Here is a 12992-nt window from a genome sequence, read left to right on the forward strand (position 1 = left end):
GCATTCGCCGGTCCGATGCCCGGACCGGGTGTGATGGGGCCGGGAAAATCTGACAAGCTTAAGGGACTATGGCGCAGGTATTGGACAGTTCTTCAGTCAACTTCAAGCTCGACCCGGTGGTGCTGGACCTCGGGCAGCGCTTCGTTGACGCCGGATTCGAACTGTCCCTGGTGGGCGGACCGGTGCGCGACCTCTTCCTGGGCCGGACCTCGCCGGACCTGGATTTCACCACCGACGCCACACCTGAGCAGACCCTTTCAGTCATCAGGAAATGGGCGGACAACTTCTGGGACATCGGCCGCGCATTCGGCACGATCGGCATGAAGAAGGCCGGCTTCCAGATCGAGATCACCACCTACCGGGCCGAGGCTTACGACCCCGATTCCCGCAAGCCGATGGTGGCCTTCGGTTCCTCGCTCGAGGACGACCTGCTGCGCCGTGACTTCACCATCAACGCCATGGCGCTGCGCCTGCCCTCCCTGGAACTCGTGGACCCCTTCGGCGGCGTGCGCGACCTGCACACCGGCGAGCTGGCCACCCCCGGTGCCCCGGAGGCGTCATTTTCCGATGATCCCCTCCGCATGATGCGCGCCGCCCGCTTTGCGTCCCAGCTGGGGGTCACCGTGCACGACGACGTCCGCCTGGCCATGTCCGAAATGGCGGACCGCATCAAGATCATCTCCGCCGAGCGGGTCCGCGAGGAGCTCGTGAAGACGATCAACGGGGCCCACCCGCGGGTTGGCATCGATCTGCTGGTGGACACCGGGCTCGCCGAATACGTGCTCCCCGAGGTTTCGGCCCTGCGCCTGGAATCCGACGAGCACCACCGGCACAAGGACGTGTACCAGCACTCCCTGCAGGTGCTCGAGCAGGCCGCCGCACTGGAAACCGGTCCGGACGGCCCCGTGCCTGGCCCGGACTTCGTGCTGCGCTTCGCCGCGTTGATGCACGACGTCGGGAAACCGGCGACACGCCGGTTCGAACCGGGCGGTGCGGTGAGCTTCCGCCACCACGACGTGGTGGGTGCCAAGCTGACCGCCAAGCGCATGAAGGCGCTGCGTTTCGACAACGACAGCATCAAGGCCGTGGCGCGCCTGGTGGAGCTGCACATGCGTTTCTATGGCTACGGCGACGCCGGCTGGACCGACTCGGCAGTGCGCCGCTATGTGGCCGACGCCGGCCCCCTGCTGGAGCGCCTGCACCGCCTGACCCGTTCGGATGTCACCACGCGGAACCAGCGCAAGGCTGACCGGCTGTCCTTCGCCTACGACGACCTGGAACAGCGGATCGCCGTCCTTGCCGAGCAGGAGTCCCTCAACGCCATCCGCCCCGACCTGGACGGCGGGCAGATCATGGGGTTGCTGGGCCTGGCGCCGGGACCGGTCGTCGGCCGCGCCTACAAGTTCCTCCTTGATCAGCGGATGGAATACGGCCCGCTGGAGTACGACGACGCTGTGGCGAAACTCAAGGCCTGGTGGGCTGAGCAGCCCGAAGCTGCCGTCGAAGTTTCCGCCGTCGAAGTTTCCAGTGCAGACCCTTCGAATGACACGCCCGCAGAGGAGTCCTAGTGATTGACCCGGCAAAGATTTCCCGTCCACAGCTGTGGATCATGCGCCACGGCGAGACCGAATGGTCCAAGAGCGGACAGTACACCGGACTGACCGACCTGCCCCTGACCGTCGAAGGCGAGCAGCAGGCTGTGGAGGCCCGCAAGGTCCTGGAAGGGATCGAGTTCGACCTGGTGCTCACCTCGCCGCTGCGCCGCGCCCGCCGCACCGCTGAGCTTGCCGGGTTCCCGGACGCCGTCCACGAACCGCTGGCCGTCGAATGGGACTACGGCGATTACGAGGGCATCAGCTCGGACCTGATCCGGAAGGACAACCCGGACTACCTGATCTGGACCGACGGCGTCCCCAACGGCGAAACCTTGGATTCGGTGGCGGCCCGTGCGGACAAGATCATCGCTCGCGTCCTGGAGTCCGGGATGGACAACGTGCTGGTGGTGGCGCACGGCCACTTCTCCCGTATCCTCACCGCCCGCTGGCTCGAATTGGACGCCAGGGAGGGCCGGCATTTCCTTCTCGGAACCGCGAAGGTGTGCACCCTCGGCTGGGACAAAAAGACGCCCGCGATTATCCGCTGGGGACTCTAGGCACGTTTCTGAAGTACATGGGCGCCGCCATGCCGAACGCCGCCATGCCGAACTGAGGAGTTGCGATGCAGGAAGGGCTGGTAACCGGGCGGCTGGAGCGGCTGTTCACTGGTTGCGCGTGGGCCGAGGGACCGGTTTGGGTGCCTTCTTCACAGACGCTGCGCTGGAGCGACATCCCGAACAACCGGATTCTGGAGTTCGATCCGGCAACGGCTCAGACCCGCGCATACGCGACGCATGTGGAATTCACCAACGGCCGCACTCTCGACGCCGACGGCAGCGTGGTGCAGTGCAGCCACGGTCGGCGCCGGATCGAGCGCGACAGTGACGGCACGGTGATCGGCCTGGTGGATTCCTTTGGTGGTCGGCGGCTGAACTCACCCAACGACGTCGTGATTGCGCGGGACTCGGGGGTTTGGTTCACTGATCCGCCCTACGGAATCCTGCCAGGCACGAAGGAGGGCCATGAGGGCGATCAGGAGTACGGGGGCTGCTACGTCTTCCGGTATCAGCCGGCGTCCGAGGCCTTGGTTCCAGTGATCACGGACCTGGTGCACCCGAACGGCCTCGCCTTTTCCGCCGATGAGTCGGTCCTCTACGTCGCCGACACTGCCGGACCGAGCCACGGCGAGACCTACCGGATCGCAGCGTATGACGTGCGCGACGGCGGCTGCCATAACGGCCGCACTTTCATCAGCTTCGACGACGATCATCCCTCGGACGGGTTCCGTGTGGATGTCGAAGACCGGATCTGGACATCCGCAGGACCCTCCGTTCGGGTCTACTCCTCGGGTGCCGAGTTGTTGGCCACCCTCGAAGTGCCGGAAAAGGTAGCCAATCTGTGCTTTGGGGGGCCGGACGGCCACGACCTATACATCACGGCGACCACGAGCCTCTACCGGATCCGAACAAACACCCGGGACGCCGTCCGCAGGGCCGCCCCGGCGTCAACGATTTGAACCGGAAAATCCGGCAATTCATCACTGGCCGGCACGACCCCGGTAAATTATTTTTGGAATTACCCGTGAATTAGCTGGCCAATCCCCGGATTCATGGTGTAGCTTTATTTTTGTTCCCAGAGCGACCCGCCGGGAACAAGGTGCGCGTTGTGCCGGCCAGTCAGCCGGCGCGGTGTCCGAGGCGAAAAGGAGGTTGGGAAAATGATTACTTTGACTAGCGGATGGAAGATGACCGTCTCTGCTGCTGCCCCGACCTTCGCTGCCCGGCGCCCACATTCCGGAATGCGCGCGGGAATCCGCCACATCGGGTTCCGTATTTCGGCCTGACGTATTTCGCGGCCTGCCTCGACACTTGAACCGCCTTCCCGGGATGGAAGGCTGATTTTCAGGGGTAGAAGTACGCCACGAACCGCACAGCCCGGCGCTTAAAGCGGAGCTTCCTCAGCGGAACCATGCGATCGCCGTGGTGAGCAGAGTCCTCATAGTTCGGAACCAGCTTCTTGTTGGAGACGTCTGCCCATTTCCCCCGGAATCCCAGGATTCCGTCGGTCTTCCTTAATTCCGCTGACTTACCCGCATTTTGCCTGGCATTCATTTGCCATAAGGTCCGCCGTTTTCACCGAATTCATGGGCCTTATTTGTCATGCCCAATTCCAGGCAATTCGAACCAAGGAAAGGAGGTGAAACGTGGTCAAGCGCCTCAAAGAGGTCTTCATCGCCAAGCTTGCAGCCAAGGACAAGCCGGTCTTCAACGGCCAACTCCTGGACCAGCGCCGCGAAGACGTCTATGTCGTCCTGCACCAGATGGGCGTCATCCGTTAGTGCCCTTCATGAACCCCAACAGTCAGTAGTCAGGAGGGACTGATGACACACATCGGACCGTTCGCCCCGGAAGCCCGCGCGGCTACGCGCGGGCTTCCGCCTTTTAAGGCCTCATGCCCGGCGGTATGCTCGAAGCCATGCAGGAGACCAAACCGCACCGCAGGCAGAAGCGTGCGCGCTTTGTGATTCCCAGCAGCAACGATTCCTTCCTCGCGAAGTTCACTGAGGTAGCCGGCGGGCCGCTCGGAAGCCACAGTGCGCCGGGTGCGGTTTCCCCCGGCTTCTTCACCGTTGAACGCGTGCTGGTCATCTTCACCGTCCTCGCCGCATTGCTGGGGATTCTCCTCAAGGGCTACTGCCGGGTCAATGGCTGGGAAACCCCCACACACTTCTACGCCACGTGCTACTCGGACTTCCCCGAACTGTTCCGCAGCCGCGGGCTGGGTGAAGGTGTGATCCCTTTCTTCGACCAGCAGAGCCTGTTCGAATACCCCGTGATCATGGGACTGATCGCCGGGGCCACCGCACTGCTGGTTCCCGGCTCGGGCGTGGACCTGGAACGGACCCGGGGCTACTTTGACCTCAATGCAAGCCTGGTGGTTGCCGTGTGGATCGTCACGGTCCTCGCGACGGCACGGATCAACCGCCGCAGGCCCTGGGACGCGGCCATGGTGGCACTGGCACCGGGGATCGTCCTCTCCGGATTCATCAACTGGGACATGTGGGCCGTGGCCATGCTCGCGGTGGGCATGTTCTTCTTCGCGCGGAAGAGGCCGGCCCTGGCCGGGGTGTTCATCGGCCTGGGGACCGCCACCAAGCTCTACCCTGTGCTCGCCCTGGGCGCGGTGCTGGTGCTGGCCATCCGCAGCGGCAAATTCCGCGCTTTCTTTGTGACTGCAGGGGCCGCGGCGGCCGGCTGGCTGGTGGTCAACCTGCCCATCGCGATCATGAACCCGGCGGGCTGGCGCTACTTCTTCGAGTTCACCCAGGACAGGCCGGCAGGCTTCAGCTCGTTGTGGTTTGCCTACAACCTGGTGGCTGAGCGGCTGCACTGGATGCAGCTGGGGGCTGCCACCATCAATTCGCTCGCGCTGTACCTGTTCGTGGGGGCATGTGCGTTCATCGCCCTGCTTGGCCTGGCCGCCCCGCGGCGGCCCCGTTTGGCGCAGCTGGTGTTCCTGATCGTGGCGGCATTCATCCTCACGAACAAGGTGTACTCCCCGCAGTTCGTGTTGTGGCTGGTGCCGCTGCTCGCCCTTGCCCGGCCACGCTGGCGGGACTTCCTGCTGTGGCAGGCCGCCGAGGCGCTGCACTGGGGTGCTGTGTGGATGTTCCTCGGGCAGTACACCAGCGGCGGCCTGCCGCAGCACAACCTGGACATGCCCTACTACGTGCTTGCCGTACTGCTGCATATGGCCGCAACGGCATATTTGATGGTGAGGGTCGTCCTGGACATCTGGGACCCCTGGCAGGACCCGATCCGCCTGAAGCGGATCGATGATCCGCACGGTGGCGTTTTTGACGGCGCCCGGGACTGGCTGCGGCTGGATCTTGCGCGCCCGACCGCCTCACTGCTTCCGTGGCGGCGCACCATGACGAAAGCCGGGCGCGATGGCTGAGGTCGCCGTCGTCGGCTCCGGACCGAACGGCCTCGCCGCCGCGGTGGTGATGGCCCGCGCCGGGCTGGCCGTCCGCGTGTACGAGGCGGCGGAAGCGCTCGGCGGCGGCGCCCGGACGGCGGAACTGCTGGAGCCGGGGCACGTCTACGACGTGTGCTCGGCCGTGCACCCGATGGCCCTGGCTTCCCGCTTCTTCCGCGACTTCGGCTTGGAACAGCGCGTGGAGTTGCGGCTGCCGAAAGTCCAGTACGGCACGCCGCTCGACGGCGGACGGGCGGCCCTCGCGTACCGCTCGCTGCAGCAGACCATGGACAACCTCGGGGCGGACGGGCTCGCGTACGGCCGGCTGATGCGGCCGCTCGTGGAGCACGTGGAGGGCATGCTGGACGTGTCCCAGAACCAGCTCCTTCGGATTCCCGCGGATCCCCTGGCGGCTGTGCGCCTGGGCCTGGCCACGCTGTCCCAGGGCGGACCGTGGTGGAACCGGCGCTTTCTAGAGGACGCGGCACCGGCACTGCTGACGGGCGTGGCGGCGCATGCGGTCGGCCCCTTGCCGTCGCTGGTTCCGGCCGGCGCCGGGCTCATGCTGAGCACCCTGGCCCACGTCGGCGGTTGGCCCGTGCCTGTGGGCGGTTCCGGGGCGATCGTCGATGCGATGGTGCACGATATCGAGGCCCACGGCGGAATCTTCGAACAGGGCGTGCGGGTGCGCTCCCTCGAGGAGCTCCGGCCCGCCCGGGCGGTGCTGCTGGACGTGGCACCGCCTGAGCTGCTGGGCATCGCCGGCGACGCACTGGCGGGGGCACCGGGCGCACGGTACCGGCGCGCCCTGGAAACATTCCGCTTCGGGAATGCTGCCTGCAAGGTGGACTTCATCCTGTCCGGCCCGGTGCCGTGGGCGGCGCGTGAACTGCGCGACGCCGGGACCGTCCACGTGGGCGGGACGCGTGCCGAGATGGCCGCGGCCGAGAACGAAGTGGCCGCAGGCCGCCACCCCTCTGCGCCATACGTGTTGGTGGCCCAGCCTTCCGTGGTGGACCCGGGCCGCGCCCCGGACGGGCGGCAGATCCTGTGGAGCTACTGCCATGTGCCCAAGGGTTCCACGGTGGACATGTCCGCCGCCGTGATGGAGCGGATCGAAAACTTCGCGCCCGGATTCCGCGATCTGGTGGTCGGCTGGAAGACGACGACGGCGGCCGGGCTCGCCGCGTACAACCCGAACTATGTGGGCGGTGACTTCGGGGCCGGCCTGATGGACGTGCGCGGGCTGCTGCGGCGCCCCGTGCTGTCCACGGTGCCATGGCGGACGCCGTTGCGCGGGGTGTACCTGTGTTCGTCCTCGACTCCGCCCGGGCCGGGCGTCACCGGCATGCCCGGATACCACGCGGCCCGGCATGCGCTGAAGGACGTCTTCGGACTGCCGGTGCCGGAGCTGGGCTTTGCTGGCTAGGGTCTAGGCGGCCTTCTCCAGATTCACCAGGAACTCCACGCTGCCGGTGTTCTCCACCTTCACGAAGCCCAGGTCGGGCGGAGTGATGCCGAAGTCCGCCGGGACAAGGTCGATCGTGCCGGAGACCGACACCTTCGCACCGTCGCGGACCACCTGCAGCTTGGCGGTGGCATCGCGCTTCTGGCCGGCAAGCTCAAGGGTTCCCTTCGCCTCGACGGCGGCAGGGGCCGAGCTGAGTGCCGGGATGGTCACGGGCGAAGTGAGCGTGAAGGCCGCCGTCGGGAAGGTATCTGCCTTCATGACGGTGCCGCGGAAGTAGTTGTCGCGGTTGCCGCTGTCCGTGGCGATGCTGGCGACGTCGACGTCGATCCTTGCCTTGGTCAGTCGGGTGCCGGAAACGGTGGCGGAACCCGTGACCTTTTCGGTCCGCCCGACGACGGTGACGTTGGCGCCGTTGAGGACCTCTTTGATTCGGTAACCGGCCTGGGAGGCGGAGGCGACGTTCCACGTGCCGTCCTCGGTGGCGTTAGGACTGGACGCTGCGCCGGAAGGCGCGGAGGAGGTGCTGGCCACGGAAAGGGGCGCGGGTGCCGGGCCCTGGGACTGCGCGTAGAGCTGCGGGCCGAAGATGGCAGCGAGGGCTGCAAGGACCGCGACCGCGGCTACGGCAAGCAGGATCCAGGTTCGTTTCTTTCCGGCCAAGGGTCGTCCTCCCGATGTACTTGAATGTTCACGTAAACCACGACGCCGCGGCCCGGAAAGTTCCCGGACCGCGGCGATGTGAGCTAGATGGGAGCTAGTTGGCAGCCGTGAAGCGTGCCCGGCGGTGCGCCGGCGTCTCGATCTCGTCCAACATCGCCACTGCGTAATCCTGGGTGGAGATGCTGGTGCCCGCCGGGGAATCCTTGGCGGTGGAGTACTGGCCGGTGCGTTCACCCGGCTGGATCAGGGGCGCCGGGGCCAGGACGGTCCAGTCCACGGTGTCCGGGGTCTGCCGGACCAGCTCGAGTGCCTTGGCGGCAGTGGTGGCTTCCGCCTTGTAGGCCTCGGGGAATTCGGGGGAATCGAGCAGGCGCACGCCGTCGATCGTCAGCGTGCCGGCGCCGCCGACGATCATCAGGCGGGAGCCTTCCGTGTTGCTGAAGGCGGTGGCCATGGCGTCCAGCCATTCTCCGTGGTCGCCGCCGGTGCGGCTGGGACCCGTCGCCAGCACGACGACGTCGTGGTCCTTCGCGACGGCGGCGAAGGCTTGGGCGTCTGCCTGGTCCGCCGCGAGGGAGCGGGCGCCTTCGACATCGGCGCCCTTGCGCGAGATGGCCGTGACCTCGTGGCCGCGGCTGAGGGATTCGTTGACGATCTGGCTGCCGACCATGCCGCTGGCGCCATATACTGCGATTTTCATGTCTCTCCTCGGGTTGCTAATCTTGCAATGGAAAGACAGTATCTATTTGATACTGATAGCTTCAAAGGAACTGAGTTACCCTGTGGATACCATTGCAAGCGGCAGCAGCGGCCTGCCCGCCAACGTCCTGGACCCCGACTGCCCTTCGCGGGTGATCTTCCAGCGGATCGGCGACAAGTGGGCGTCGCTGGTGGTCCAGGTGCTGGAGGACGGCCCGGTGCGCTTTTCCGAGCTGCGCAAGATGGTCAGCGTGATCACCCCGAAGGTCCTCACCCAGACCCTGCGCTCCCTCGAACGCGACGGCCTGGTGACCCGCACCATCCACGCGCAGGTGCCCCCGCGCGTGGACTACGAGCTGACGGATTTGGGCCGCTCCCTCCTGGAGCCCCTGGCGCAGCTGCGGAACTGGGCGGAGGGCAACGTACCCGCCATCCTCGCCGCGCGGGACGCCTACGACGACGCGCAGGACGAAGCGCTGCTGGGTTAAGCGGCGTTCCGCACCGGCGCCCCCAGCCGGCCGTCCCGCATGCTGAGCACGGAATCCGTGAGCGGCAGGAACTCGGTATCGTGCGTGACCATGAGGGTCGCCGTCGAGAATTCATCGGTGACCCGCCGCAGCAGCCGCACAATCGCCTCGCTGCGCTCCATGTCCAGGGCTGCTGTCGGCTCATCCACCAGAAGTACCCGTGGGCTCCCCATGAGCGCCCGGGCGATGTTCACCCGCTGGCGCTGCCCGCCGGAAAGCTGGTGCGGCCGCTTGTTGAGCTCGCCGGCCAGCCCGACGACGTCGAGCAGTTCCGCGGCCCGCCCACGCGCCGCGCGCAGCGGCCTGCCGCGCAGGTGCTCACCGACGAGGAGCTGTTCGACGGCGGTCAGTGACGGCAGCAGGTTCGGCTGCTGGAAGATGATGCCCACCGTGTCGCGGCGCAGGGCGGTGCGCTCCTTGGCGCCGAGTGCGGTGGCGTCCTGCCCGTCGATCAGCACCAGGCCGGACGTCGGGGTGACGAGGGTTGCCGCAACGGCCAGCAGCGAAGATTTGCCCGAGCCGGAGGGGCCCACGAGGGAGAGGAATTCGCCGGCGGCGGCCGTGAGGTTGACGGCGTCGAGGGCTTTGATGGTGGAGCCGCCGTCCGGGTAGTCGAGGGTGACGTTTACGAGGCTGAGCGGAGTGGTCACGTTATATGCCTTTCAGGGAATGTTTGCGGGATGGCTGGAACAGGGCCGGCCTAGTTGCCGCCGAGGGCGAGGAGCGGATCCACCTTGGTGACGCCGCGGACGGCAACAACGGCCCCCGCCAGCCCCAAGACCACGACACCCGCAACGGGCAGGATGCTGGTCATCGGCGTGATCAGGAACGGGGCCGCCTGGGCCGCGAAGAAACCACCGACTACGCCGATGATTCCGCCTGCCGCCGCGCCGGCCAGGAGCACGATTCCGGCCTGCACCAGGGCATCGCGCAGGACGTATCCGGTAGAACCGCCGAGGGCCCTGAGCACCGCGATGTCCCGGGTGCGCTGCACGGTCCAGACCGTCAGGAAGGCCACGATGACCAGCGCGGAAATGCCGTAGAGGAATGCCTGCATCAGCATGAGCGAGCCGTTCTCGCTCTTGTAGGAGCCCAGGGCCTGGAAGGATCCGCCGGGTGTGGCGCTGACAGTGCCGGCCGCGGCGTCGGCAGCATCGGTGTCCACGGAGGCTCCGGCGTCGAACGTCACCGCCAGGACGGTGGCCTCACCGGGGCCCGCATGCGCAATTTTGCGCCAGGTTTCCAGGGTGGTCCAGACGACGCCGGTGTGCGAGTACCACTGATCCGGCACCACGGCGGAGACCGTCAGCTTGTTGCCCGCGACGGCCACGCTGCTGCCGGCAGCCAGCCCGAGCTCCTTGGCCAGGGTTTCGCCGATGACCACGGTGCCGTCCGTGACGTCGGTGCCGTCCGTGACGTCCGCCGGAGCGGCGGTTTCTCCTGCCAGGACCGTGCCGTCGCTGCCGAATACGGCCACGTTCGAGGTGCCGCGGGCAGCGCCGTCGTCGCCTAGGGACTGGAAGCGGCTCTGGCTGATCCCGAGCGCCCCGGCCGAAGAGACGCCCGGCTGCGCGCGCCAGCTGCTGAGCTGCTCCGGGGTGACTTCGGATTCCGTGTAGGAGGCCTTGGCTTCGCCGCCGGGCGGGGCGCCGAAGACGATCCGGTCTGCGGGAAGTGCCGCGATGGCCGAGGTGGACTGGTTGCCAAGGCCGGCGGTCAGGCCGGACAGCATGACCAGCAGGAGGGTGATCAGGGCAACCACGCTGCCCATGAGGGCAAAGCGGCCCTTGGCAAAGCGGAGATCACGGAGCGCGAGGAACATCGGAATCCTTCGTTCATGCCCCGGATCGCGGGGCGGTTTGTTTCTGCTTCCACTCTGTCCGCGGCGGGGCCGGGAAACATCGCGCACGCGGTTGATCCGGCGGAACCATGGGGTTGAGGGGCGGATCAACCGATTGGTTGATTCGGCCGCTCCGGCGCGGGAATCGGCGCCTTTCCGTCGGTGCCGGTGGCTAGTCTGGAAGGCATGGAGGAACAGCAGGAGCCCCGGGGCCCGCAAGGCGGGAGGGGGCAGAACCCGGGCGGCACGGCGCTGGTCCTGCGCGTCCTCCGGGTGAGCCTGCATGTGGGCTTCGCCGTGCTGTTGTTGGTGGCGGTGGTCCGGCTGGTGGCCGGCCCGGCCTCGCCCGTGGCCTTGGGTGCGGGCCTGGTGCTTTCCTTGGTGCTCGCGGCCGTGTACCTTGCCGGCACCATCCTTGAAAAACGCCACTCGGCCGATCCCGCCCGCTTCGACCCGAATCCCTTCGCGCTGCGCTGGCTGGGCGCAGTGACCCTGTTGTGGCTGCTCCTGCTGATAGTCAGTTCCGACTTCGCCTGGGTGGCCTTCCCCCTGTTCTTCCTGCAGCTGCACCTGCTTCCCTTGCGCTGGGCCCTGCCCGCCATCGGCGCCAGCACGGCCCTGCTGGTGGGCGCATTGTGGTTCCACAGCCGCGGCACTGGAAATGGAGACGGCGACGGCGGCATGCAGCTCGCGATGGTCCTGGGGCCTGTGTTCGGTGCGGCCTTCGCCGTGGTCACCGGGCTCGCTTATCGGGCGCTCTACGCCGAAGCCGAGAACCAGCGGCGCGCTGCCGAGGAACTGCGCCGCACCCGTGCCGAACTCGCCAGGAGCCAGCACGACGCCGGGGTCCTGGCCGAGCGGGAACGGCTTGCCCGCGAAATCCACGACACCCTGGCCCAGGGCTTCTCCAGCATCGTCCTCATGGGCCGCTCGGCGGCGAAGGCGCTCGACGCAGGGGACCAGGAGACCGTGCGCAGCCGCCTGCAGACCGTGCAGGAGACCGCCGCCGCCAACCTCGATGAGGCCCGCAACTTCGTCCGCGGACTCAGGCCGCCCGCCCTTGAGCAGTCGACGCTGGTGGAGACCCTGCGGCGGCTGTGCGCCAAGACCGAAAGCGAGGCCGCAGCCCGGGGTACCCCGCTGCATTGCCGCTTCGAACTCGACGGCACGGCCAGCGAGCTGCCCAATGCGTACCAGGCCACCCTGCTCCGGGCGGCGCAGTCTTCCCTTGCGAACGTCTGGGCACATGCCAAGGCGCGGACCGCCGTCGTCACCTTGTCCTTCCTGGACGCCGAGGTCACCATGGACGTCTACGACGACGGCATGGGTTTCGATCCCGCCACCGTGTTGCCCGCCGCTGCCGCGCGGGCCGACGGCAGCGGGGTGGGGCTCAGTAGCCTGCGCGAGCGGCTGCATGCCCTGGGCGGAACCCTGGATGTCGAATCGGCGCCGGGCGAAGGAACCGTGGTGGCCATCCGGCTGCCGCTTACTGAAGGGGGCCGGCCGGGTGCCTGACATCCGCGTGCTGCTGGTGGACGACCACCCCGTGGTCCGTGCCGGGCTCCGTGCCATGCTGGCCGACTTCGACGGGGTCACTGTGGTGTCAGAGGCGGCCGACGGCGGTGCCGCCCTGGCGGAGCTCTCGCGGCTGAACGCGCTCGGCGAGCCGGTGGACCTCGTCCTGATGGACCTGCAGATGGGCAGCGGGATGGACGGTGCCACCGCCACAGGAAGGATCAAGGCCGGCGACGCCGGAACTCCCCCGCCGCCCGTGCTGATCCTGACAACCTACGACACCGACGCCGACATCCTGGCCGCCGTCGAAGCCGGCGCCGCCGGGTACATGCTCAAGGACGCCCCGCCCGAGCAGATCCGCCAGGCCGTGCTTTCCGCGGCGGCCGGCCAGACTGCCTTGGCACCGGGCGTGGCAGCCCGGCTCATGGGCCACATCCGGAATCCGGAGACGGCCCTGAGCCCGCGTGAGCTGCAGATCCTCGAGCTCCTGGCCACGGGGCTGGGAAACCGGGCCATCGCGCGGCAGCTCTTCATTTCCGAGGCCACGGTGAAGACACATCTGGTGCACATCTACGGCAAGCTCGGTGTGGACAACCGCACCGCCGCTATTGCCGTGGCCCGTCAACGGCGGATCATCCGCGACGCCTGAGGCCCGCCTAAGGTCCAGCTGTCCTGAGACCCACCTGTCCTGAGGCCCCGGGCGCCGG

13 protein-coding genes are annotated in these 12992 nt (G+C 67.3%); 9 read left to right on the forward strand and 4 right to left on the reverse strand.

The window, feature by feature from the left end; genetic code table 11:
• Positions 1 to 68: 68 nt before the first annotated feature.
• The 6 genes from ACNQPB_RS04265 (at position 69) to ACNQPB_RS04290 (ending at position 7002) form a co-directional block, all read left to right on the forward strand.
• The gene (locus tag ACNQPB_RS04265; protein WP_498749381.1) at positions 69 to 1568 is read left to right on the forward strand and encodes a CCA tRNA nucleotidyltransferase; all 1500 of its coding nucleotides are present in this window, start codon (positions 69 to 71) and stop codon (positions 1566 to 1568) included.
• A gap of 41 nt (positions 1569 to 1609) precedes the next feature.
• Entirely contained in the window at positions 1610 to 2152 is a 543-nt protein-coding gene (locus ACNQPB_RS04270; protein WP_498749940.1) for a histidine phosphatase family protein, read from the forward strand.
• A 65-nt stretch (positions 2153 to 2217) separates the two neighbouring features.
• Positions 2218 to 3111: an SMP-30/gluconolactonase/LRE family protein gene (locus ACNQPB_RS04275; protein WP_498749382.1), complete on the forward strand. Its 894-nt coding sequence runs from the start codon at positions 2218 to 2220 to the stop codon at positions 3109 to 3111.
• 687 nt (positions 3112 to 3798) lie between these two features.
• Entirely contained in the window at positions 3799 to 3933 is a 135-nt protein-coding gene (locus ACNQPB_RS04280) for a hypothetical protein (protein WP_498749384.1), read from the forward strand.
• A gap of 137 nt (positions 3934 to 4070) precedes the next feature.
• On the forward strand, positions 4071 to 5552 hold the full coding sequence (locus ACNQPB_RS04285; protein ID WP_498749385.1) for a glycosyltransferase family 87 protein: 1482 nt from the start codon (positions 4071 to 4073) through the stop codon (positions 5550 to 5552).
• Complete coding sequence (locus ACNQPB_RS04290; protein ID WP_498749387.1) at positions 5545 to 7002, forward strand: phytoene desaturase family protein; 1458 nt, start codon at positions 5545 to 5547, stop codon at positions 7000 to 7002. The genes ACNQPB_RS04285 and ACNQPB_RS04290 overlap by 8 nt, the downstream gene beginning before the upstream one ends.
• Positions 7003 to 7005: 3 nt before the next feature.
• Here the strand turns inward: ACNQPB_RS04290 and ACNQPB_RS04295 are convergent, their stop codons facing one another.
• Positions 7006 to 7704: a YceI family protein gene (locus ACNQPB_RS04295; RefSeq protein ID WP_498749388.1), complete on the reverse strand. Its 699-nt coding sequence runs from the start codon at positions 7702 to 7704 to the stop codon at positions 7006 to 7008.
• A gap of 94 nt (positions 7705 to 7798) precedes the next feature.
• Positions 7799 to 8404: an NAD(P)-dependent oxidoreductase gene (locus ACNQPB_RS04300; RefSeq protein ID WP_498749389.1), complete on the reverse strand. Its 606-nt coding sequence runs from the start codon at positions 8402 to 8404 to the stop codon at positions 7799 to 7801.
• A gap of 82 nt (positions 8405 to 8486) precedes the next feature.
• On the opposite strand from ACNQPB_RS04300, the gene ACNQPB_RS04305 reads away from it, so the two are divergent.
• Positions 8487 to 8891, forward strand: coding sequence for a winged helix-turn-helix transcriptional regulator (locus ACNQPB_RS04305; protein ID WP_498749391.1), 405 nt, complete (start codon positions 8487 to 8489; stop codon positions 8889 to 8891).
• On the opposite strand, the gene ACNQPB_RS04310 is transcribed toward ACNQPB_RS04305, so the two are convergent.
• Together ACNQPB_RS04310 and ACNQPB_RS04315 are read right to left on the reverse strand one after the other, a co-directional pair.
• Positions 8888 to 9580, reverse strand: a complete 693-nt coding sequence (locus ACNQPB_RS04310) for an ABC transporter ATP-binding protein (RefSeq protein WP_498749392.1) — start codon at positions 9578 to 9580, stop codon at positions 8888 to 8890. The two genes, ACNQPB_RS04305 and ACNQPB_RS04310, sit on opposite strands and share 4 nt — an antisense overlap.
• A 50-nt stretch (positions 9581 to 9630) precedes the next feature.
• A complete protein-coding gene (locus ACNQPB_RS04315; RefSeq protein WP_498749394.1) occupies positions 9631 to 10752 on the reverse strand; it encodes an ABC transporter permease in 1122 nt (373 codons plus the stop codon).
• Between the two features lie 204 nt (positions 10753 to 10956).
• Between ACNQPB_RS04315 and ACNQPB_RS04320 the strand changes: the two genes are divergently transcribed.
• Entirely contained in the window at positions 10957 to 12285 is a 1329-nt protein-coding gene (locus tag ACNQPB_RS04320; RefSeq protein WP_498749396.1) for a sensor histidine kinase, read from the forward strand.
• Complete coding sequence (locus ACNQPB_RS04325) at positions 12278 to 12934, forward strand: response regulator (RefSeq protein WP_498749398.1); 657 nt, start codon at positions 12278 to 12280, stop codon at positions 12932 to 12934. The genes ACNQPB_RS04320 and ACNQPB_RS04325 overlap by 8 nt, the downstream gene beginning before the upstream one ends.
• The last annotated feature ends 58 nt before the right edge of the window (positions 12935 to 12992 follow it).

Origin of the sequence: Curtobacterium sp. LFS079 (genome assembly GCF_047977865.1) — a bacterium.
In the GTDB taxonomy this organism is placed as follows: domain Bacteria; phylum Actinomycetota; class Actinomycetes; order Actinomycetales; family Micrococcaceae; genus Arthrobacter.